Source organism: Stenotrophomonas sp. CASM114 (genome assembly GCF_049384325.1).
Lineage (GTDB): Bacteria > Pseudomonadota > Gammaproteobacteria > Xanthomonadales > Xanthomonadaceae > Stenotrophomonas > Stenotrophomonas muris.
Genome location: NZ_JBMRGJ010000020.1, coordinates 56,502 through 78,722, shown reverse-complemented (window position 1 = coordinate 78,722; position 22,221 = coordinate 56,502). Strand labels below are relative to the sequence as shown.

Sequence of the window (22,221 nt, the reverse complement as noted above, 5' to 3'; positions counted from 1 at the left end):
TCGCGCGCCCGGACAACAAGGACGACGCCCGCGTGCAGAAGCTGGCCAAGGCCCTGACCAGCCCGCAGGTGAAGGCCTTCATCGAGACCAAGTACAAGGGCGCGGTGCTGCCGGCGTTCTGACCGGCACTACCCCTCAATCGACGTGGAAGGCGAGGGTCGCGGCCACCGCCTGCTGCCATCCCGCATACAGTTTCTCGCGCCGGGCCACCTCCATCCGTGGCTCGAAGCGCCGGTCCAGGCCCCATTGCGCGGCGATCTGTTCGCGGCTGTTCCAGAACCCCACTGCCAGGCCGGCCAGGTAGGCCGCACCCAGCGCGGTGGTCTCGGTCAGTCGCGGCCGCAGCAGCGGCACACCGAGAATGTCGGCCTGGAAACCGGCCAGGAAGTCGTTGCCGATCGCACCGCCATCAGCGCGCAGCTCGGTCAGCGCGATACCCGCATCGGACTGCATCGCATCGAGTACATCGCGGGTCTGGTAGGCCATCGCTTCCAGCGCGGCGCGCACGAAGTGCGCCTTGCGGGTGCCGCGGGTCAGGCCGAACATCGCACCGCGCACATCACTGCGCCAATAGGGCGCGCCGAGGCCGACGAACGCCGGCACCAGGTAGGCGCCGCCACTGTCGGGCACCTGCGCAGCCAGCGCCTGGCTGTCGCTGGCGCGTTCGATCATGCGTAGTCCATCGCGCAGCCACTGCACCACCGAGCCGGCGATGAAGATCGAACCCTCCAGCGCGTACTCCACGCGCCCGTCCAGGCCCCAGGCAATGGTGGTCAGCAGGCCGTTGCGCGACCGCACCGCCTGCGCGCCGGTGTGCATCAACATGAAGCAACCGGTGCCATAGGTGTTCTTGACCATGCCCGGCTGGAAACAAGCCTGGCCGAACAGCGCCGCCTGCTGGTCACCGGCGATGCCGGCGATGGGGATCGGATGGTCGAAGAAGAACTGCGGCCGGGTGTGTGCGTACACCGCGCTGGAGTCGCGCACCTGCGGCAGCATCGCGCGCGGAATGCCGAGCAGGGCCAGCAGGTCGTCATCCCAGTCCAGCGTGTGGATGTTGAACAGCAGCGTGCGCGCCGCATTGCTGTAGTCAGTCACATGTGCCTGGCCACCGCTGAGGTTCCACACCAGCCAGCTGTCGATGGTGCCGAACAGCAGCTCACCACGTTCGGCGCGCTGCTGCGCACCATCCACGTGGTCGAGGATCCAGCGCACCTTGGTCGCGGAGAAATAGGCGTCGATCAGCAGCCCGGTCCGCTCGCGGATCAGCGCTTCATGCCCGTCGGACTTCAGCCGCTCGCAGATGGAGTGGCTCTGCCGCGATTGCCAGACGATGGCGTTGTGGATCGGCTGGCCGGTGGCACGGTCCCAGACCACGGTGGTTTCGCGCTGGTTGGTGATGCCCAGCGCGGCGATATGGCGTGGGTCGATCTGCCCGCGGCTGAGCAGTTCGGTCAATGTGGCATAGACGCTGGTAAGGATCTCGCGGGGGTCATGCTCGACCCAGCCGGGCTGCGGGAAGATCTGCGCGAACTCGCGCTGCGCGCTGCCGACGATGTCGCCGGCGCGGTCGAACAGGATCGCGCGCGAACTGGTGGTGCCCTGGTCGATGGCCAGCACGTAGCGGGGCGTCATGCAGCGTCTCCAATGGCGATGGGGAAATCCTAATGCATCGATCGCGTCGCCCGCGGCTGCCCTGGTAGCTGCCAACCTTGGTTGGCACATGTGGCAACACGGGGGTCAAAGCCCTTTCCGTGGAAAAGGGATCCGACCCTCCATCCACGCCTGCAGTCGTGCCACCTGCACAGCATCCAGCCGCAACCCCAGCTTGCTCCGGCGCCACAGGATATCGTCGGTGTCACACGCCCACTCGCGTTCGCGCAGGAAGTCCACTTCGCGTGCGTGCAGGCCACCGCCGAAGTCCTCGCCCAGATCGTGCAGGCCGTGTACACCCTGCAGCAGTTCCGCGCTGCGACTGCCATAGGCCCCGGCCCAGCGTCGCGCGATACCTGCGGGCAACCACGGTGCCAGCGCCAGCAGGCGCGAGCACGCCTGTGCGGCGTCGCCCCAGTCGCTGCCCGGCAGCGGGTCTCCGCGCGCCGTCCAGGCCGGTCCCATCTGTGGCAGGGCAGGGCGCAGCAGGTCCAGTGCCTCCTCGGCCAGCACCCGGTAGGTGGTCAGCTTGCCGCCCAGTACATGCAGCGCCGGTGCCGGGTCCACCTGCACCTGCAGGCGGTAGTCGCGGCTCAGCTGCGCTGCGCGCGGATCCGGGTCGGCCAGCAATGGACGGACACCGGCGAACGCCCAGACCACCTCGTCCGGGGCAATGGGGTCACGCAGGTAGCGATTGGCCGCTTCGCACAGGTAGGTCACCTCGGAAGGCAGCACGCTGCAGCGCGCCGGGTCACCGCGATAGTCGGTATCGGTGGTGCCCACCAGCAGGTGGTCGTGGGCGAAAGGCAGCAGGAACACCACCCGCCCGTCGGGCTGCTGCAGCAGGCAGGCGCTGTCATCGGGCCAGGGCCTGCGCAGCACGATGTGGCTGCCCTGCACCAGGCGCAGCGCAGGGCCGCCGCTGCGCGCCTGCATCCGTTCCAGCAGGCCCCCGGCCCACGGGCCCGCCGCATTGACCACGGCGCGGGCATTCACGGGGTGCCGCTGGCCATCGGCGGATTCCAGCACGGCCCGCCACCGGCCCTGCACGGGGTGCAGGTCGATGCAGCGGCTGCGCACCTGCACCTGTGCGCCCCGCTGCGCGGCATCCAGGGCGTTGAGCAGTACCAGCCGCGCGTCATCGACCTGCGCATCGGCGTAGCTGAAGGCCTGCCGCAGCGCCGGGGAGAGCCACTGGCCGAGCGGATCGTGCTGCAGTTCCAGTGCGCGTGACGCGGGGAAGGCGGGGCTGCGCCGGCCCAGATGGTCGTACAGCCACAGCCCCGCGCGCAGCATCCAGCGCGGGCGCAGGTGCGGTTCCCACGGCAGGACGAAGCGCAGCGGATGGACCAGATGGGGCGCCTGCCGGCGCACCACCTCGCGTTCGCCCAGCGCCTTGCGCACCAGCCCGAACTCGCCCTGCTCCAGGTAGCGCAGGCCGCCGTGGATCAGCTTGCTGCTGGCACTGGAGGTATGCGCGGCCAGGTCATGCTGTTCGCACAGCAGCACGCGCAGGCCGCGGCCGCTGGCGTCACGGGCGATGCCGGCGCCATTGATGCCGCCACCGATCACCAGCAGGTCGACGTCGTCCATCGTGTCTCCGCGTCCTGTGTCTGTAGAGCCGAGCCGCGCCACCATTGATCGTGGGCGCCATTGAACGTAACGCATCGCAATGCGCGCGGAGCCCGCCGCTCGACCCGGGATAGGGGGCTTGGCTCGACTCTACAAAAAAGCAGCCGAGCATGGGCTTGGCTCTACACGCGGAACGCGGGTGACGGAAACGACGACGGGCCCCGAAGGGCCCGTCGCGTTGCATCAGTGAAGCAGGTGCTGCCTGGATCAGAAGCGGGCGCCGATGCCGAAGCCGACGGTCCACGGATCCATCTTGGCTTCGCCGATCTTCTCGCCGCCGACCTTGATGTCCGGGCGGGCGCGCATGTAGCGGGCGTCAGCACGGGCGAACCAGGTGGAGTTGATGTTCATGTCGACGCCGACGGTGCCGATCACGCCCTTGGCATCCTTGAAGCGGATGTCGGTGTCAGCGCCGTTGCCCAGCTTCTCGTTGCTGAAGCTCGACTGGTAGTAGCCCACGCCCACGAACGGGCGGAACACGTTGTCAGCCTGGCCGAAGTGGTACTGGCCGCTCAGCGCGACCGGCTGCTGCTCGACCGAACCCAGGCGGGCGTTGTTCGGGCCCTTGAACTTGTTGTCGAACTTGTCGGCAGCGCCCCACAGCTCAACGGCCCAGTTGTCGTTGATGTAGTAGCTGAAGCTGACGGTCGGCGCCGGGCCACCGTCGGTCTTCTTCACGCCGGTGATCGGGTCGTTCTTCGGCTCCAGCAGCGAGATGCCGCCAACAACGGCAAAATGCTTGCCCGAAGCGGTATCGGTGGTGCTGCTGTCCTGGGCGAAAGCGGCCGGCGCGAAGGCGGCGGAGGTCAGCAGGGCGAGACTCAGGATACGGATGGAGCGCATGGGGGTATCTCCTAATGTTTCTTGTTTTGGGCCCCCGGTTGCGGGGCGAGCACACCGTAGTCGCCCCAACATGAATCGAATCCGACGCACGTTAAAAAATAGTTTTCCTTGTTCAGCGACGGGTGCGGAATGCCTTTATTCATGGCGTTTTCTGCTCTCGCCGACATTCATGCAGTTGGAGAAGATGTGAGCACGGCAACGTTGTGCATTGGCCTGCCAGCGCAGGTGAACGTCGATTGCAGGGTGCTGCTGCTGGGCTCGATGCCAGGCGTGGCATCCCTGCAGGAGCAGCGCTACTACGCGCATCCTCGCAACCGCTTCTGGCCGCTGATGGCCGATATCTGCGGTTTCGACGCGGATCTGCCCTATGCGCAACGGCTGCAGGCGTTGAACGCCGCAGGCATCGGCCTGTGGGATGTGATCGGGCGCTGCGAGCGGCGCGGCAGCCTGGATGCGGACATCGTGCGTGGCACGGAAGTGGCCAATGCACTGCCGGAACTGATCGCCACGTTGCCTGAGCTGACGCTGATCGGCTGCAATGGCGGCGCGTCATTGCAGGCATTCCAGCGCTGGGTGTTGCCGCGGCTGGAGGCCCCGCCGAAGGTGGTCGCGCTGCCGTCGACCAGCCCTGCCAATGCGGCGTGGTCGTTGCCGCGCCTGCGCCAGGCCTGGCAGCCGGTGGCCGACGCGCGGGCGACATGAAGCGGACATCGCCTGGACAATACGCTACCGACTGGTCGCGCACCCGACCCATGGGCAACAGCCTGTCCCGGCTGCGTGCGTACTGAAAACACCTGTAACGGTTGGCGCTGGACCCCGCTGGCCGCACAATAGACGTTTCCCTACACCAGATTGCCGGAGTTATCCCCATGGCCGAAATCAAGGAAGCACTTGTCCCCGATATCGGTGACTACAGCGATATCCCGGTAATCGAGGTGCTTGTCGCCGTCGGCGACACGGTCAAGAAGGACCAGGGCCTGGTGACGCTGGAAAGCGACAAGGCGACCATGGAAGTGCCGTCCTCGGTGGCGGGCGTGGTCAAGGAGCTCAAGGTCAAAGTGGGCGACAGCCTGTCCGAAGGCAAGGTCGTGGCCCTGATCGAAGTGGCCGAAGGCGAAGCCGAAGCCGCCAAGCCGGCCGCTGCCGCACCGGCACCGGCACCGGCCAAGGCCGCTGCCCCGGCTGCCGCCACCCAGAGCGCGCCGGCCGCAGCTGCGCCGGCCGCTCCGGCTGCCAGCGGTGGTGCGGTTGAAGCCCTGGTGCCGGACATCGGCGACTACGCCGGCATTCCGGTCATCGAAGTGCTGGTCGCCGTGGGCGATACGGTCAAGAAGGACCAGGGCCTGGTCACGCTGGAAAGCGACAAGGCCACCATGGAAGTGCCGTCGTCTGTGGCCGGCGTGGTCAAGGAGATCAAGGTCAAGGTGGGCGACAATCTGTCGCAAGGCGACGTGGTTGCCATCATCGAAGCCGAGGGCGCTGCCGCGCCGGCGCCGACCAAGGCCGCTGCTGCTGCCGCTCCGGCTGCCGCAGAGACCGCCACCAAGGTCGAGCCGGTCGCTGTGCCGGCGCAGCCGGACAAGCTGGCGGCCCGCGAGATCGCCTCGGCCGGTACCCCGTCCAGCCCGCCGGTGCAGTTCAATGCCGATGGCGTGTTGCCGGCCAAGGTGCCGTACGCCACCCCGGCGGTGCGCGTGTTCGCCCGCGAGCTGGGCGTGGACCTGCTGCAGATCAACGGCACCGAGAAGGGTGGCCGCATCACCAAGGGTGACGTACAGAAGTTCGTCAAGGCCGCGCTCAGCGGTGGCGTGCCGGCAGCTGCCGGTGGCGCCGTCGCCGCTGGTGGTGGCCTGAACCTGCTGCCGTGGCCGAAGGTCGACTTCAGCAAGTTCGGCGAGACCGAAGTCCAGCCGCTGTCGCGCATCAAGAAGATCTCCGGTGCGAACCTGGCCCGCAACTGGGCCATGATCCCGCACGTCACCCAGTTCGAGCAGGCCGACATCACCGACCTGGAAGGCCTGCGCGTGGCGTTGAACAAGGAGAACGAGAAGGCCGGCATCAAGCTGACCATGCTCGCCTTCCTGATCAAGGCCAGCGCCGCAGCGCTGAAGAAGTTCCCGGAATTCAACGCCTCGCTCGATGCCAGCGGTGAAAACCTGACCCTGAAAAAGTACTTCCACATCGGTTTCGCCGCCGACACACCGAACGGCCTGGTCGTGCCGGTCATCCGCGACGTGGACAAGAAGGGCGTGGTGCAGATCGCGCAGGAAACCGGCGAACTGGCCAAGAAGGCACGCGACGGCAAGCTGGGCCCGGCCGACATGAGCGGCGGCTGCTTCTCGATCAGCTCGTTGGGCGGCATCGGCGGCACCGCGTTCACCCCGATCGTCAACGCACCGGAAGTGGCCATCCTCGGCGTCTCCAAGTCGTCCATCCAGCCGGTCTGGAACGGCAAGGAATTCGCACCGAAGCTGATGCTGCCGCTGTCGCTGAGCTACGACCACCGCGTCATCGACGGCGCACTGGCCGCACGCTTCACCACGTACCTGTCGCAGGTACTGGCCGACATGCGCCGCGTGCTGCTGTAAGGCACCGCTTCGCCCCCACCGTGCGGCCGCAGCCCCTGGCGCGGCCGCGTGAACAGATGCAGTGACAGCCCGCCGGCGCCGCCGGGCGGGCACGAGGAAAACCCACCATGGCCACGATTGAAGTCAAGGTTCCCGACATCGGCGATTACAGCGATGTGCCGGTGATCGAAGTGTTGGTCGCCGTCGGCGACACGGTGAAGAAGGACCAGGGTCTGGTAACCCTGGAGTCGGACAAGGCCACCCTGGAAGTGCCGTCCTCGGCCGCTGGTGTGGTCAAGGAAATCAAGGTCAAGCTGGGCGATACCCTGTCCGAAGGCGCCGTGGTCGTGGTGCTGGACACTGAAGGCGCCGCCGAAGCCCCGGCCAAGGCCGCCGCGCCGGCTCCGGCCGCCCCGGCCAGCAAGCCGCCGGTGACCCCGTCGCACCGCGCCCCGGCCGAACCGGCTGCGCCGAAGCCGGCGCTGTCCAGCGGCAAGCCGGCCGACATCGAATGCGAGATGGTCGTGCTGGGCTCCGGCCCGGGCGGCTACACCGCAGCCTTCCGCGCCGCCGACGTCGGCCTGGATACGGTGCTGGTCGAACGTTACGCCAGCCTCGGCGGCGTCTGCCTCAATGTCGGCTGCATCCCGTCCAAGGCGCTGCTGCATGCTGCTGCGGTCATCGACGAAGTGGCCCACGCCGGTGATTTCGGCGTCGAGTTCGGCAAGCCGACCATCACCCTGGACAAGCTGCGCGCGTACAAGGAAAAGGTCGTCAACCAGCTGACCAAGGGCCTGGCCGGCATGGCCAAGCAGCGCAAGGTCCGCAACGTGCAGGGCGTTGGCAGGTTTGTCTCGGCCAACGAGCTGGAGATCACCGCCGCTGACGGCAGCACCCAGCTGCTGCGCTTCCAGAAATGCATCATCGCCGCCGGTTCGCAGGCGGTGAAGCTGCCGAACTTCCCGTGGGACGACAAGCGCGTGATGGATTCCACCGATGCGCTGGAGCTGGCCGAAGTGCCGGGCTCGCTGCTGGTCGTCGGCGGCGGCATCATCGGCCTGGAAATGGCCACCGTGTACAGCGCGCTGGGCAGCAAGGTCACCGTGGTCGAGTTCATGGACCAGCTGATGCCGGGCGCCGACAAGGACCTGGTCAAGCCGCTGGCCGACCGCCTGAAGAAGCAGGGCATCGACGTGCACCTGAAGACCAAGGCCTCGGGCGTCACCGCCGATGCCAAGGGCATCACCGTGACCTTCGAAGCCGCCGAGGAAGGCCAGGCGCCTGCGCTGGCGCAGGGCACCTTCGACCGCGTGCTGGTGGCCGTGGGCCGCTCGCCGAACGGCAAGAAGATCGATGCCGAGAAGGCCGGCGTGCAGGTCACCGACCGCGGCTTCATCCCGGTCGATCGGCAGATGCGTACCAACGTGCCGCACATCTTTGCCATCGGCGACATCGTCGGCAACCCGATGCTGGCCCACAAGGCCACGCACGAGGGCAAGCTGGCCGCTGAAGTGGCAGCCGGCCACAAGAAGGAGTGGGTCGCCCGCGTGATTCCGTCGGTGGCCTACACCAACCCGGAAATCGCCTGGGTCGGCGTGACCGAGACCGAAGCCAAGGCCAAGGGCCTGAAGGTCGGCGTGGCCAAGTTCCCGTGGGCCGCCAGTGGCCGCGCGATCGGCATCGGTCGCACCGAGGGCTTCACCAAGCTGATCTTCGACGAAGAGACCCACCGCATCATCGGTGGCGCGATCGTCGGCGTGCATGCCGGCGATCTGCTGGCCGAGATCGGCCTGGCGATCGAGATGGGTGCGGAAGCGGAAGACATCGGCCACACCATCCATGCGCATCCGACGCTGAGCGAGTCGGTGGCGATGGCCTCGGAAATCTACGACGGCACGATCACCGATCTGTACATGCCGAAGAAGAAGTAAGGCGTCCGCGCCGTTCCGAACGAAAAGCCCTGGCATCTGCCGGGGCTTTTTTTCTTCGATCAGTGCTGCAGCAAAGGGTGGGGCCACTGCACGGGTGGCAGGCATTTCGACAAATGTCCCCCGTCGCCCGCCTGCGGCGGTCGCCTCCTCCTTTACTTTGTCCAAACGCCTGCCACCCACGCAGCGGCTCGGCTTGCGGATAGTCGAGAGCCACAGCCTGGCCCGCCTGGATGCCTGACACGCGGGGGAAGAGGGGCTTGTGTGCGAAGTAAAGGAGGAGGTGACGGCCGTAGGCCGGCGCCGGGGGACATTCGCACGCAAGCCCCTCTTCCCCCAGCGCTCGACCAGCCTGCTTTTCTGCTCGACGATGCAAAGAAAAAACGCGGCCCCGATGTTCCGGAGGCCGCGCCAGGAGAGAAGATGCCGTGGAAGGGGCAGGGGATCAGAACACGAAGCTGATACCGGCCACCGGGCCCTTGAATTCCTGCTTCAGGCCGACCGTGCCGTCGCTGCCCTTCTTGTCCACGTCCAGCTTGAACCAGTCGTAGCCGGCGAACACACCGAAGTTCTTGGTGAAGCGGTAATCGACGATCGCATTGGCGCGGCTCAGGTCGCCCTTGTAGTCATCGAAACTGCCCCAGCGCGTGTTCAGGTACTGGCCCTGCAGCGTGATCATCCAGCGCTCGGACGGAGTGAAGGTCATGCGCGCACCCACCACCGGTGCCACGCCATCGGCCTTCTCGTTGAGGAACTGGCCTTCATACACCGTGCCCAGGTCCGCGTAGCCCTTGGTGCTGACCTTGGCGTACTCGCCACCGATCTGCAGGCCCAGGTCGAAGGTGTCGGTATCGACGACCGAGTAGTCATAGACCAGGCTGGCCACCTGGTACTTCAGCTCGCCCTTCACGAAGCTGCCGGCCGGCACGCTCTCACCGCCGAAGGAAATGCCCTGGTCAAGCGTCTCGCGACGGTCCTTGTCGTACTTGAAGTAGTTGAACAGCAGGCGCTGACGGTTGCTGATGCGGAACATGCCGTCGATGCGCGGCTCCCATTCCTTGCCACCCAGCTTGAAGTCCTGGTCCAGGGAGATGTCCTGGCCGGCCACGGTGGTGCTGCCACGCAGCGTGTTGTCCGAATCGATGTTCATCGCACCCAGACGGATGGCGAAGCGGTCGTCGCCTTCGGCGGCGTGGGCGGCATTGGCGAACGAGGCGCCGGCAGCGAGCAGGGAAAGGGCGAGCAGGGTGGGTACGGGGCGCATCGAAGAGTCCTTGCAGTGGTTCATCAGAATGAAGACCACTGTGCCGGACGCCGCCGTCCACCATCCGTGAACGTATGGTCCACGGAGTGTGCACGGTTCAGCCCTGTCGCGACGACGCAAAAAGATGGCCCCGGAGCCGGGCTTCGGGGCCATCGCGGGACCTGCGGGGCGAAGCGTCGACGAGGTTGCTGCAGGCAGGTCGAAAGATCGGACCGGCGCATCCGGCGAAAGTTCCGCGCCTGCGACCAAAGTTCAATACTGCGGTGCAGCATCACGCGGACGTCATTGTCCCCCGGGTGGCACGCAAAAATGTAACCGTTACCGCAACTTGCGGCTTCCAGGGATGAACAGGCAGCGGTTGTCTCGCAAATTGTCCCATTGCTATAATTTGGCGGCTCGATGAGGCCCCCCTGCTGTAGCCGCCTCAGCCCTCCACTTGCAACCACGCGGGACGTCCTGTGCTGAACTCCGTTGATGCGGGTCGGCGACTGATGCTGCGCGCCGCGGTCTACCCGCTGGCCGCGGTGGCTGTCCTGGCCCTGGCCTTCCTGCTGGTAGGTCCGAAGTATGCCCTCGGCGCGCTGGCGTCCGGTGTGGCCATTTCGGCCGGCGGCTGGGTTGCGGCACGGATGGCTCTGGGCGGTGGTGCGGTGGCCGCAGGATCGGCGATGGCTCGCCTGATCATTGCGATCGTGGCCAAGTGGGTCGTGGTTTTCGGCGTCCTGCTGGTGGGGTTCCTGGTCTTCAAGCTGCCTGCATTGGCGCTGTTGGCCGGTATCGCCGTCGGCTTGATGTTCCAGGTCCTGGCCATGGCCAGGCGTTGACAGAATTCAATTAACTGAAGGTTCCGGACACATGGCGGGCGAGGCTCTAACCCCTACCAGCTACATCCAGCATCACCTGCACAACCTGACCGCACCGGTCGGCAAGGGTGAGGGTATGTTCTGGCATATCCACGTCGATACCTTCCTCACCGCCGTCCTGATGGGCCTGGTGATCGTTGTCGCGTTCTGGCTGGGGACCCGCAAGGCCACCGCCGGCGTGCCGGGCAAGTGGCAGGCCTTCGTCGAGATCTGCCTGGAGTTCGTCGACCGCCAGGCCAAGGACACCTACCACGGCAAGAGCAAGCTGGTCACGCCGATCGCCATCACGATCTTCTTCTGGATCCTGTTGATGAATCTGCTGAAGATGATCCCGGCCGATTTCATCGCCAAGCCGCTGGAATGGGTGGGCGTGCACTACTGGAAGCCGGTGCCGACCGCTGACGTCAATGCCACCCTCGGCATGGCCATCAGCGTGTTCTTCCTGATGCTGTTCTTCGCGCTCAAGTCCAAGGGCCTGGTCGGCTTCGTCAAGGAATTCCTGACGGCGCCGTTCGGCAAGTGGATGATGCCGTTCAACCTGATCCTCAACATCGTCGAGTGGCTGAGCAAGCCGATCTCGCTGGCGATGCGACTGTTCGGCAACATGTTCGGCGGCGAAATCGTGTTCCTGCTGATCTGGGTGCTGGGTGGTGCCGGTTTCTTCGGCGCCATCGCGGGTGGTGTGTTCGGCCTCGGCTGGATGCTGTTCCACCTGCTGGTGATCCCGCTGCAGGCCTTCATCTTCATGATGCTGTCGATCGTGTACCTGAGCCTGTCGGAAGACGCTCACTGAGTTTCAAGCTTCAACGCGTTTCAACCTTCATCCGTTTCATCACCCTTAGCAACTTAAGTTCCTGGAGATAACCATGTACTTCGCCGTCCTGACCAACTTCGCGCAGATTCAGAGCTCCACCGCCCTTGCCGTCGGCATCATGATCGGCCTGGCCGCGCTGGGCGCCGGTCTGGGTCTGGCCATCATGGCTGGTAAGTTCCTGGAGTCGGCCGCGCGCCAGCCGGAACTGATCCCGGTCCTGCAGGTCCGCATGTTCATCACCGCCGGCCTGATCGACGCCGCGTTCATCATCTCGGTCGCCGTTGGCCTGCTGCTGGCCTTCGCCAACCCGCTGTCGGCTGCCTTTGCTGGCGCCGTCACCAAGGCTCTGGCCGGCTGATACAGCGGTTTGAGACGACCGGGTGCTGATGCACCCGGTTTCGGATGAAGGCCGGATGTGCCGCTTCGGCGGCACGTCCACCCCGAAACCAGCGATCGAGCTAACCATGAATATCAATTTCACCCTTCTTGCGCAGGCGCTGGCCTTCGCTGGTCTGATCTGGATCATCGCGACCAAGATCTGGCCGCCGCTGATGAACGCGATCGAAGAGCGCCAGCAGAAGATTGCTGAAGGCCTCGCTGCTGCCGACCGCAGCCAGAAAGATCTGGCCCAGGCGCAGGAGAAGGTCAACGAAGCGCTGAAGGAAGCCCGCACCAAGGCCAACGAGATCATCGATCAGGCCCACGCGCGTGCCAACCAGATCGTTGATGCAGCCCGTAACGAAGCGATCACCGAAGCCACCCGTCAGAAGGAACTGGCCCAGGCTGAAATCGACGCCGCCGCCAACCGTGCCCGTGAAGATCTGCGCAAGCAGGTGTCCGCGCTGGCCGTGACCGGTGCCGAAAAGCTGCTCAAGCGCGAAATCGACGCCAACGCCCACAAGGCGCTGCTCGACGAGCTGGCCTCGGAGATCTAAGGATGAGCCAGGCCCTCACGCTTGCCCGCCCGTACGCCCGCGCCGCGTTCGCGACCGCGCGCGACGAAGGTGCGTTCGCGCCGTGGTCGGACGCCCTGGCGTTCTCCGCCCACGTCGCCGCCGACCCGCGCGTGGCGGCCCTGCTCGCCAACCCGGAGCTGGGTCGTGACGACGCCGTCGCCCTGCTGGCGCCGGTGTCGCACGGCGAGACCTACTCGCGCTTCCTGGCCATCCTGGCCGAATCGCATCGTCTGCCGCTGCTGCCGGAAATCTCCGGCATGTTCGACGCCCTGCGCGCCGAAGCCGAGCACGTGGTCAAGGCCACGGTGACCTCGGCTTCCGAGCTGTCGGCCGGCGAGCTGGACGCGATCAAGGTCGCGCTGCGCAAGCGCTTCAACCGCGAGGTCGACGTGACCACCGCGGTCGATGCTTCGCTGATCGGCGGCGCCGTGATCGACGCCGGCGACGTGGTCATCGATGGTTCGCTGAAGGGCAAGCTGGCCCGTCTGCAGACCGCGCTCGCTAACTGAATTCATTTAACGTCCGGCCCCGCTGCCGGCACTAGGACTTGACGATGGCAACCACGCTCAACCCCTCCGAAATCAGCGAACTGATCAAGAACCGCATCGAGAAGGTCAAGCTGGCCGCGGAATCGCGCAACGAAGGCACCGTGACCAGCGTGTCCGACGGCATCGTGCGCATCTTCGGTCTGGCCGACGTGATGCAGGGCGAAATGATCGAACTGCCGAACAACACCTTCGCCCTGGCCCTGAACCTGGAGCGCGACTCGGTCGGCGCCGTGGTCCTGGGTGACTACGAGCACCTGCGCGAAGGCGACGTCGCCAAGACCACCGGCCGCATCCTGGAAGTGCCGGTCGGCCCGGAACTGCTGGGCCGCGTCGTGAACGCGCTGGGCGAGCCGATCGACGGCAAGGGCCCGCTGGGCACCGACCTGACCGCTCCGGTGGAACGCGTTGCTCCGGGCGTGATCTGGCGCAAGTCGGTCGACCAGCCGGTGCAGACCGGTTACAAGTCGGTCGACTCGATGATCCCGATCGGCCGTGGCCAGCGCGAGCTGATCATCGGTGACCGCCAGACCGGCAAGACCGCCATGGCGATCGATGCGGTGATCAACCAGAAGGGCACCGGCATCAAGTGCGTGTACGTTGCGATCGGCCAGAAGGCGTCGACCATCGCCAACATCGTGCGCAAGCTGGAAGAGAACGGCGCGCTGGCCCACACCATCGTGGTGGCCGCGACCGCTTCCGAATCGGCTGCCATGCAGTACATCAGCGCCTACTCGGGCTGCACCATGGGTGAGTACTTCATGGACCGCGGCGAAGACGCGCTGATCGTGTACGACGATCTGTCCAAGCAGGCCGTTGCCTACCGCCAGATCTCGCTGCTGCTGAAGCGTCCGCCGGGCCGTGAAGCCTACCCGGGTGACGTGTTCTACCTGCACTCCCGTCTGCTCGAGCGCGCTGCCCGCGTGTCCGAGGAATACGTCGAGAAGTTCACCGAAGGCAAGGTCACCGGCAAGACCGGTTCGCTGACCGCGCTGCCGATCATCGAGACCCAGGCCGGCGACGTGTCCGCTTTCGTTCCGACCAACGTGATCTCGATCACCGACGGCCAGATCTTCCTGGAAACCGACCTGTTCAACGCCGGCATCCGTCCGGCCGTGAACGCCGGTATCTCGGTGTCGCGCGTCGGTGGCTCGGCCCAGACCAAGATCATCAAGAAGCTGTCGGGCGGCATCCGTATCTCGCTGGCCCAGTACCGCGAGCTGGCTGCGTTCGCGCAGTTCGCCTCGGACCTGGACGAAGCGACCCGCAAGCAGCTGGAGCGTGGCCAGCGCGTCACCGAGCTGATGAAGCAGAAGCAGTACGCGCCGATGTCGATCGCCAACCAGGCGCTGTCGATCTACGCCGTCAACGAGGGTTACCTCGACGACGTGCCGGTCAACAAGCTGCTGGCGTTCGAAGAAGGCCTGCACGCCCACTTCGCCAACACCCAGGGCGAGCTGATCAGCAAGGTCAACGCCACCGGCGGTTGGGACAACGACATCGAAGGTGCCTTCAAGAAGGGCATCGCCGAGTTCAAGACCACCGGCAGCTGGTAATCGCGGTCCTGTAGAGCGGAGCCGCTGGCTCCGCTGGACCAGATGACAAACGGTTGAACAACGCGGGGCATCAGCCCCGCGCCACGGGAAACAAGAGATGGCAAGCGGACGCGAAATCAAAACCAAGATCAAGAGCGTGCAGAACACCCGCAAGGTGACGCGCGCCCTGGAAATGGTCTCGGCCTCCAAGATCCGCAAGGCGCAGGATCGGATGAAGACCTCGCGTCCGTACGCGCAGGCGATGAAGCAGGTGATCGGTCATCTGGCCCAGGCCAGCACCGACTACCAGCATCCGTTCCTGGTCGAGCGCGAGCAGGTCAAGCGGGTCGGTTTCATCGTGATCTCCTCCGATCGCGGTCTGGCCGGCGGCCTGAACAACAACCTGTTCCGCAAGATGCTGGGCGAAGCCAAGGCATGGCAGGACAAGGGTGCCGAAGTGGACCTGGTGACCATCGGCCAGAAGGCTTCGACCTTCTTCCGCCGCGTGAAGGTCAACATGGTCGGCAGCGTGACCCACATCGGCGACGTGCCGAAGCTGGAATCGCTGATCGGTGTGATCAAGGTCATGCTCGACGCCTTCACCGAAGGCAGGATCGACCGCGTGTACCTGGTCTACAACCGCTTCGTGAACACCATGGTGCAGAAGGCCAGCTTCGATCAGCTGCTGCCGCTGCCGCCGGCTGAGAAGCAGGTCGCTCACCACGACTGGGATTACCTGTACGAACCCGATGCCGCGACCGTGCTCGAGCACGTGATGACGCGTTACATCGAGTCGCTGGTGTACCAGGCACTGCTGGAAAACGTCGCCTCCGAGCATGCGGCACGCATGGTTGCGATGAAGGCGGCGAGCGACAACGCCAACAAGCTGATCGGCACCCTGCAGCTCGTCTACAACAAGGCGCGCCAGGCAGCGATCACCCAGGAAATCTCCGAAATCGTCGGCGGCGCGGCAGCAGTCTGACCGCGTTCGTTCAAAGCACACATTAGAGGATGCAGCAATGAGTCAGGGCAAGATCGTTCAGATCATCGGCGCGGTCGTCGACGTCGAATTCCCGCGTGAATCGGTGCCGAAGGTGTACGACGCACTGAAGGTGGAAAACACCGAGATCACCCTCGAAGTCCAGCAGCAGCTGGGCGACGGCGTGGTGCGTACCATCGCCCTCGGTTCCACCGACGGCCTGAAGCGCAACCTGGTTGCCGTCAACACCGGCCGTGGCATCTCGGTGCCGGTCGGCGCCGGCACCCTGGGCCGCATCATGGACGTGCTTGGCCGTCCGATCGACGAAGCCGGCCCGGTCGCTGCCAGCGACAACTGGGAAATCCACCGCGCTGCGCCGTCGTATGAAGACCAGTCCCCGGCCACCGAGCTGCTGGAAACCGGCATCAAGGTCATCGACCTGATGTGCCCGTTCGCCAAGGGCGGCAAGGTCGGCCTGTTCGGCGGCGCCGGCGTCGGCAAGACCGTCAACATGATGGAACTGATCAACAACATCGCCAAGGCGCACAGCGGTCTGTCCGTGTTCGCCGGCGTGGGTGAGCGTACCCGTGAGGGCAACGACTTCTACCACGAAATGAAGGACTCCAACGTCCTGGACAAGGTGGCGATGGTGTACGGCCAGATGAACGAGCCGCCGGGCAACCGTCTGCGCGTCGCCCTGACCGGCCTGACCATGGCCGAGTACTTCCGCGACGAGAAGGACGAAAACGGCAAGGGTAAGGACGTCCTGCTGTTCGTCGACAACATCTACCGTTACACCCTGGCCGGTACCGAAGTGTCGGCACTGCTGGGCCGCATGCCGTCCGCCGTGGGTTACCAGCCGACCCTGGCCGAGGAAATGGGCGTCCTGCAGGAGCGCATCACCTCGACCAAGAACGGTTCGATCACCTCGATCCAGGCCGTCTACGTTCCCGCGGACGACCTGACCGACCCGTCGCCGGCGACCACCTTCGCCCACCTGGACTCGACCGTGACCCTGTCGCGTTCGATCGCCTCGCTGGGTATCTACCCGGCCGTCGATCCGCTGGACTCCACCAGCCGCCAGATGGATCCGCTGGTCATCGGCCACGAGCACTACGACACCGCCCAGCGCGTCCAGCAGACCCTGCAGAAGTACAAGGAACTGAAGGACATCATCGCGATCCTGGGCATGGACGAGCTGTCCGAAGAAGACAAGCAGGCCGTGTCGCGCGCCCGCAAGATCGAGCGCTTCTTCAGCCAGCCGTTCCACGTGGCCGAAGTGTTCACCGGTTCGCCGGGCAAGTACGTGCCGCTGAAGGACACCATCCGTGGCTTCAAGGCCATCGTCGATGGCGAGTACGACCACCTGCCGGAGCAGGCGTTCTACATGGTCGGCGGCATCGAAGAAGCGGTCGAGAAGGCCAAGAAGATGGCCGAGAAGGCCTGATCCGGGACGGGCGGGAGCGATCCTGCCCGACCTGACGCCGGCGCCGGGCAACCGCCCGCGCCGGTGGACCCCCACGGCGGCATTGCGCCGCCGCGAACAGCGAAGAGATTTGCATGAGCACGATCCGTTGCGACATCGTCAGCGCCGAGCAGGAAATCTTCCGTGGCGAAGCGACCCTGGTCGTGGCCACCGGTGAGCTGGGCGAACTGGGCATCGCGCCCAAGCACGCGCCGCTGATCACCCGCCTGAAGCCGGGCAAGGTGGTGGTGACCACGCCGAACGGCGAGCAGCTGGATTTCGCCATTTCCGGCGGCATCCTGGAAGTGCAGCCGCAGGTGGTGACCGTGCTGGCCGACACCGCGATCCGCGCGCAGGACATCGACGAAGCCTCGGTCCGCAAGGCCAAGGAAGAAGCCGAGCGCATCCTGGCCAACCGCGGCGAAGCGATGGAAGTGGCTGAAGCCCAGCAGAAGCTGGCCGAAGCCGTCGTCCAGCTGCAGGCGCTGGAGCGCCTGCGCAAGAATCTCAAGCACTGAGGTTCGCGCGTCATCAAGCACAAGCGCCGGCTAGCTGCCGGCGTTTTTGTTTGTTCGCCACAGGAGCAGGGAATGCAGCACTACTCGACAGCGATTGAAGGCGGCAGCTGGCAGCGGCCGTGGCGCACACCGGCAGGCGTGTTCCTGATTGCGTGGATCGTTCTGTGCCTGCCATGGCTCAGTGGCATCAAGACCATTCCCTTTGATGCCGTGCAGCAGTTCTTCCCGGCGGTCAGTTTCAGTGCCGAGCAGTTGCGTCACCTGCAGGCCCCCTGGTGGAATCCGTATCTCTACGGTGGCTACCCGCAGGTGGCCGATCCGCAGATGATGACGCTGCAGCCGACGATGCTGCTGCCGATGCTGCTGGCGCCGGGCTCCCTGCACCTGTTCACGGTGGTGGTGCTGCTGCATGTGCTGGCAGGCGGCCTGGGTGCACTGCGGTTGAGCCGCGTGCAGGGCATGCCGCCGCCGGCGCAGCTGCTGTTCGCACTCACGCTGATGTTTGGTGGCGTGGCCGCGTCGCGCCTGCAGCACACGCCGATGGTCATCAGCTACTGCCTGCTGCCCTGGCTGTGGCTGGGCCTGGAGCAGGTCCGCCGGCGGGGACGGATGCGCGACATCCTGCTGGCCGGTGTGGCCGGCGGGATGTGTGCGCTTCAACTGACCCAGGTCACCTATTTCATCATCCTCGCGTGCGTGATCTACGCCGTGGCTGCTGTCGTGCTGGCACAGGGGCAGCGCATGCGCCTGCTGTGGCAGCTGGGCGTGGTGGCCATTCTCGCCGGTGGTGTCAGTGCGCCGCAGTGGCTGTCCACGCTGGCCTGGCTGGACCAGACCAATCGCAATGGCCTGACGCTGGAAGCCGCGCTGCCGGGTGCCATCCACTGGCAGACACTGGTGACACTGCTGTCGGGCAACGTGTTCTCGCAGGGGCGCGGCGACAGCTGGGCCTTCGGTGATATCAGCGCCGATTACCTCTATGTGGGGGCAGTGCCGCTGGCGCTGTGGCTGCTCTGGGGCGGTGAGGTGCTGCGGCGCAAGCCGGCGGCTACGCGCGTCGCGCTGTGTGCGCTGACGCTGGCGATCATGGTCGCGGTGGGTGGCGCCACGCCGCTGTTCCCCTGGTTGTTTGGCTGGCTTCCGGGGCTGGACCTGTTCCGGCGCCCGTCCGATGCGCTGTTCCTTACCGTGCCTGCGGCGGCGTGGCTGGGTGCCAGTGCCCTGCAGGTTGCCCTGCAGCGGCAGCCATTGCGATTGCATCGGGTGTCCGTGGCGGTCGTCGCAGTGCTGGGCGCGTGCGCTGCGTGGCTGGCGATCGATCATGGTCATCCGCTCGCTTTCGCCTGGCTTGCGGTCAGCGCCGCGCTGGGCGTAGCCGCGGTGTGGGTGCTGCGCCGCCACCAGTCACCTGCGCGCTGGGTGCTGGCGCTGGTGCTGTTGGACCTGCTGCTGTTCAACGTCGGCACCAGGTTCAACGCGGGCAGCGGGACAAAGTCGGTGCTCACCGCCGATCGTGCGGGTCCTGCGCAGCGCGCCTATGCGCTGCTGGCGGCAGAGCGGCATATCGGCATACCCGAGCGCGCGGTGGTCTTCGGCATCGGCGGACTCACCAACGGCGCGGCGGTGCATGCCATTGCGCTGGCAAACGGCTACAACCCGCTGCTGGCAAGCGACTATCTGCAGATGACCGGGATGCCGGGCGAGCCGGTCGATACCTTCCAGCAGAAGGTCCCCACTGCCTGGATGCCAGACACCGCTGCTCCCCTGTACGACCTGCTGGGCGTGCGTTGGCTGCTGGCCCAGGAGCCGTTCCCGGGCTCCAGCGCGCAGGGCGACCAGGTGGAACTTGCGCGGCGTGACAGCGTGCTGCCACGGGTGCTGAATCCGCGGCAGGTGCGCCGCCATGAGGAGCGTCTACCGCCTGCGCCGCTGTTCAACCAGACCGATTTCAACCGGCAGCTATGGCTGCCGGCAGCCGCCAGCAGCCACTGTGCCGAACAGGATGCCGGCGAGGCCACGGTACAGGTGCTGCACTACCAGCCGGGACGCATCGAGCTGACGGTGGTGGCGGACGATGCAGCATGGGTGGTGATCAACGAAACCACCGGTCGTGGCTGGCAGGCGCAGCTCGAGGATGGCCAGGTACTGCCGCTGCTGCGCGGCAATGGCCTCTTCCATGCGTTGTGCGTGCCGGCCGGGCAGCATCAGGTGCGGTTGCGCTACAGCGCGCTGCAGCTGTGGCGTGAGGGACTGGGAGCGCGCCTGCGCCGTGACGGTGATCGCTGATCGCTGACCGCGATCAGCGGTACACCACGTAGCGCATCAACAGGAACGACACGCACGCCAGCCCGCCTTCCACCAGTGGCTTGGCCAGCCAGGTGTACTGCAGGCCCAGCGCGTGGTCGACCAGGCTCACCAGCAACGTGCTTGCCGCAGTCAGCAGCAGCCACAGCCCGAAGAAGCGTGCAAAGCGCTTCCAGCCCAGCTTGTGGGTGCCGGCCTCGGCAAAGGTGTAGCGGCCGTTGAGCCAGAAGCCCAGCAGCATGCCGGCCAGGCGCCCGGCGACGTTGGCCGGTGCGACCGGCATGCCAAGCGCGGTGGCGACCACGAACACCAGCCAATCGACCAGCAGCTGCACGAGCCCGATCACGAGGTAGGCGCTTCCCTGGCGGACAAGGCTCATCGGCATGGTGAAGGAGGAGGGATGCCCATGTTAACGGCGTACGCTCTAGAATCGTCGGCAACGAACCACGGACTGCCGTTCCCATGACCCAAGCCCTGCACGTCATCATCCTCGCCGCCGGCGCCGGCAAGCGCATGAGGTCGGGGCTGCCGAAGGTGCTGCAGCCGATCGCCGGCCAACCGATGCTGGCGCACGTGATCGATGCGGCCCGCGAACTGCAACCGGCGGCCATCCATGTGGTCTACGGCCATGGCGGTGAGGCGGTGCGGCAACAGTTCGCCGACCAGCCCGACCTGCAGTGGGCTGAACAGGCGCAGCAGCTGGGTACGGGCCACGCGGTGGCGCAGGCGATGCCGCAGGTGCCGGATGCCGTGCAGGTGCTGGTGCTGTACGGCGATGTACCGCTGATCCGCGCGCAGACCCTGCGCGATCTGCTGGCGCAGCCAGGGCGGTTGGCGGTACTGGTCGCCGAGGTTGATGACCCGACCGGTTACGGCCGCGTGCTGCGCGATGCCGAAGGCAAGGTGGGAGCGATCGTCGAGCAGAAGGACGCGACCGACGACCAGCTGCGCGTGCGCACGATCAACACCGGCATCATCGCCGCGGAGTCGACCGCGCTGCGCCGCTGGCTGTCGCAGCTGTCCAACCGCAATGCACAGGGCGAGTACTACCTGACCGACGTGTTCGCGTTTGCCGCGCATGAGTACACCCCGGCCGAAATGGCGCTGGTGGCCGACGCGCAGGAAGCCGAGGGGGCAAACGATCCCTGGCAGCTGTCGCAGCTGGAGCGTGCCTGGCAGCATCGCGCCGTGCGTGCGCTGTGCGCACAGGGTGCACGCGTGCGCGACCCGGCACGACTCGACATCCGTGGCACCGTCACCGTGGGCAGTGACGTGCTGATCGATGTCGATGTCGTTCTCGAAGGCAACATCGTGCTCGGCGACGGCGTTACCATCGGTCCGTTCAACCGCCTGAAGGACGTTACTCTCGGCCCCGGTACCGAAGTACGCGCGCACTGTGATCTGGAGGGTGTGGTCACCGAAGGCGCGGCGCTGGTCGGTCCGTTCGCGCGCCTCCGCCCAGGTACCGTGCTGGCCGATGGCGTGCACGTCGGCAACTTCGTCGAAACCAAGAAGGTCACCCTCGGCGTCGGCAGCAAGGCCAACCACCTCACCTATCTGGGTGATGCGGTGATCGGCAGCAAGGTGAACATCGGTGCCGGCACCATCACCTGCAACTACGACGGCGTGAACAAGTCGACCACCACCATCGGCGACAACGCGTTCATCGGTTCCAACAGTTCGCTGGTGGCGCCGCTGACGATCGGCGAGGGCGCGACCATCGCTGCCGGTTCGGTCATCACCCGCACCGCCCCGGACGGCAAGCTGACACTGGCCCGCGCACGACAGGAAACCATCGATGGCTGGAAGCGCCCGGTCAAGAAGTCCTGAGCCACGTATTCCGCATGCCGACGAGCTCGGCGTGCTGCCGGCAATTGAACAGCGTGCCGGCGAACTGCTGAAGGATCACGAAGCCCATCCGGTATTTGCCGGCCACGGCCTGGATCTGCCGACGCTGCAGGACGGCCTTCAGCGGGGCCAGCTGTGGGTTGTGGATGGCCCCGGCGGCGACATTGCCGGCTACCTGCTGGGCGGCGAGCTGTGTGGCGAGTTCCATGTCCTGCAGATGGATGTGGACCCCGCGCACGCGCGTCGTGGCCATGGCCGCGCATTGCTGCGGCACGCCTTGGCGCAGGCCAGGGCCACCGGCTTTGCTGCAGCGGTGCTGACCACCTTGAGCGATGTGCCATGGAATGCAGCCTTCTATGCCAGCGAAGGGTTCGACGTAGTGCCTGAGGCTGAGTGGAACGACGGCCTGCGCGCCGTCATGGCCGAAGAGGCTGCGCTCGGGTTTCCGATGCACCTGCGGGTGGCGATGCGGCGGACCTGGTAGGTGCCGGCCCTGGTCGGCACATC

General features: G+C 66.0%; 21 protein-coding genes. 16 read left to right on the top strand and 5 right to left on the bottom strand.

What is annotated here, in order from left to right; all coding sequences use genetic code 11:
- The coding region (locus tag VG566_RS16670; RefSeq protein ID WP_423172725.1) for a MetQ/NlpA family ABC transporter substrate-binding protein at positions 1-122 on the top strand (122 nt) is incomplete at its 5' end.
- A gap of 13 nt (positions 123-135) precedes the next feature.
- On the opposite strand, the gene glpK is transcribed toward VG566_RS16670, so the two are convergent.
- The 3 genes from glpK to VG566_RS16655 all read right to left on the bottom strand — a co-directional run bounded on the left by glpK (position 136) and on the right by VG566_RS16655 (position 4,128).
- On the bottom strand, positions 136-1,635 hold the full coding sequence (glpK, locus tag VG566_RS16665; protein WP_197557133.1) for a glycerol kinase GlpK: 1,500 nt from the start codon (positions 1,633-1,635) through the stop codon (positions 136-138).
- Positions 1,636-1,740: 105 nt separating this feature from the next.
- Positions 1,741-3,246 (bottom strand): glycerol-3-phosphate dehydrogenase, encoded by a 1,506-nt coding sequence (glpD, locus tag VG566_RS16660; protein ID WP_241884790.1) that lies wholly within the window; start codon positions 3,244-3,246, stop codon positions 1,741-1,743.
- Between the two features lie 246 nt (positions 3,247-3,492).
- Positions 3,493-4,128, bottom strand: coding sequence for an OmpW/AlkL family protein (locus tag VG566_RS16655; protein WP_014648503.1), 636 nt, complete (start codon positions 4,126-4,128; stop codon positions 3,493-3,495).
- Between the two features lie 186 nt (positions 4,129-4,314).
- On the opposite strand from VG566_RS16655, the gene VG566_RS16650 reads away from it, so the two are divergent.
- The 3 genes from VG566_RS16650 (at position 4,315) to lpdA (ending at position 8,626) form a co-directional block, all read left to right on the top strand.
- On the top strand, positions 4,315-4,830 hold the full coding sequence (locus VG566_RS16650; RefSeq protein WP_049405907.1) for a DNA-deoxyinosine glycosylase: 516 nt from the start codon (positions 4,315-4,317) through the stop codon (positions 4,828-4,830).
- Between the two features lie 167 nt (positions 4,831-4,997).
- Positions 4,998-6,716: a dihydrolipoyllysine-residue acetyltransferase gene (aceF, locus tag VG566_RS16645; RefSeq protein WP_241884791.1), complete on the top strand. Its 1,719-nt coding sequence runs from the start codon at positions 4,998-5,000 to the stop codon at positions 6,714-6,716.
- A 107-nt stretch (positions 6,717-6,823) separates the two neighbouring features.
- Positions 6,824-8,626, top strand: coding sequence for a dihydrolipoyl dehydrogenase (lpdA, locus tag VG566_RS16640; RefSeq protein WP_049405902.1), 1,803 nt, complete (start codon positions 6,824-6,826; stop codon positions 8,624-8,626).
- Between the two features lie 442 nt (positions 8,627-9,068).
- Here lpdA and VG566_RS16635 read toward each other — a convergent pair whose 3' ends face one another.
- Positions 9,069-9,887 carry a hypothetical protein gene (locus VG566_RS16635; protein ID WP_046432636.1) on the bottom strand — a complete coding sequence of 273 codons (819 nt, stop codon included), beginning with the start codon at positions 9,885-9,887 and terminating at the stop codon, positions 9,069-9,071.
- A gap of 458 nt (positions 9,888-10,345) precedes the next feature.
- Between VG566_RS16635 and VG566_RS16630 the strand changes: the two genes are divergently transcribed.
- The 10 genes from VG566_RS16630 (at position 10,346) to VG566_RS16585 (ending at position 19,848) form a co-directional block, all read left to right on the top strand.
- Positions 10,346-10,711, top strand: a complete 366-nt coding sequence (locus VG566_RS16630; protein WP_014648497.1) for a hypothetical protein — start codon at positions 10,346-10,348, stop codon at positions 10,709-10,711.
- Between the two features lie 31 nt (positions 10,712-10,742).
- On the top strand, positions 10,743-11,543 hold the full coding sequence (atpB, locus tag VG566_RS16625) for a F0F1 ATP synthase subunit A (RefSeq protein WP_014038569.1): 801 nt from the start codon (positions 10,743-10,745) through the stop codon (positions 11,541-11,543).
- Between the two features lie 73 nt (positions 11,544-11,616).
- The gene (atpE, locus tag VG566_RS16620; RefSeq protein WP_005411133.1) at positions 11,617-11,922 is read left to right on the top strand and encodes a F0F1 ATP synthase subunit C; all 306 of its coding nucleotides are present in this window, start codon (positions 11,617-11,619) and stop codon (positions 11,920-11,922) included.
- Between the two features lie 106 nt (positions 11,923-12,028).
- Positions 12,029-12,499: a F0F1 ATP synthase subunit B gene (locus VG566_RS16615; protein WP_005419512.1), complete on the top strand. Its 471-nt coding sequence runs from the start codon at positions 12,029-12,031 to the stop codon at positions 12,497-12,499.
- Positions 12,500-12,501: 2 nt separating this feature from the next.
- Positions 12,502-13,029 carry a F0F1 ATP synthase subunit delta gene (locus tag VG566_RS16610; RefSeq protein ID WP_032129048.1) on the top strand — a complete coding sequence of 176 codons (528 nt, stop codon included), beginning with the start codon at positions 12,502-12,504 and terminating at the stop codon, positions 13,027-13,029.
- Positions 13,030-13,073: 44 nt separating this feature from the next.
- Positions 13,074-14,621, top strand: coding sequence for a F0F1 ATP synthase subunit alpha (atpA, locus tag VG566_RS16605; RefSeq protein WP_005419511.1), 1,548 nt, complete (start codon positions 13,074-13,076; stop codon positions 14,619-14,621).
- 97 nt (positions 14,622-14,718) lie between these two features.
- Positions 14,719-15,582, top strand: coding sequence for a F0F1 ATP synthase subunit gamma (atpG, locus tag VG566_RS16600; RefSeq protein WP_014648494.1), 864 nt, complete (start codon positions 14,719-14,721; stop codon positions 15,580-15,582).
- A 37-nt stretch (positions 15,583-15,619) separates the two neighbouring features.
- Positions 15,620-17,026 (top strand): F0F1 ATP synthase subunit beta, encoded by a 1,407-nt coding sequence (gene atpD, locus VG566_RS16595; protein WP_005419510.1) that lies wholly within the window; start codon positions 15,620-15,622, stop codon positions 17,024-17,026.
- Between the two features lie 113 nt (positions 17,027-17,139).
- A complete protein-coding gene (locus VG566_RS16590; protein ID WP_005419509.1) occupies positions 17,140-17,562 on the top strand; it encodes a F0F1 ATP synthase subunit epsilon in 423 nt (140 codons plus the stop codon).
- 72 nt (positions 17,563-17,634) lie between these two features.
- Entirely contained in the window at positions 17,635-19,848 is a 2,214-nt protein-coding gene (locus tag VG566_RS16585) for a hypothetical protein (protein ID WP_049419161.1), read from the top strand.
- 13 nt (positions 19,849-19,861) lie between these two features.
- Here the strand turns inward: VG566_RS16585 and VG566_RS16580 are convergent, their stop codons facing one another.
- Positions 19,862-20,245 (bottom strand): GtrA family protein, encoded by a 384-nt coding sequence (locus VG566_RS16580; protein ID WP_041863846.1) that lies wholly within the window; start codon positions 20,243-20,245, stop codon positions 19,862-19,864.
- 83 nt (positions 20,246-20,328) lie between these two features.
- On the opposite strand from VG566_RS16580, the gene glmU reads away from it, so the two are divergent.
- Positions 20,329-21,696 (top strand): bifunctional UDP-N-acetylglucosamine diphosphorylase/glucosamine-1-phosphate N-acetyltransferase GlmU, encoded by a 1,368-nt coding sequence (glmU, locus tag VG566_RS16575; RefSeq protein WP_241884792.1) that lies wholly within the window; start codon positions 20,329-20,331, stop codon positions 21,694-21,696.
- Positions 21,665-22,198, top strand: coding sequence for a GNAT family N-acetyltransferase (locus VG566_RS16570; RefSeq protein WP_046432626.1), 534 nt, complete (start codon positions 21,665-21,667; stop codon positions 22,196-22,198). The genes glmU and VG566_RS16570 overlap by 32 nt, the downstream gene beginning before the upstream one ends.
- Positions 22,199-22,221: the final 23 nt, after the last annotated feature.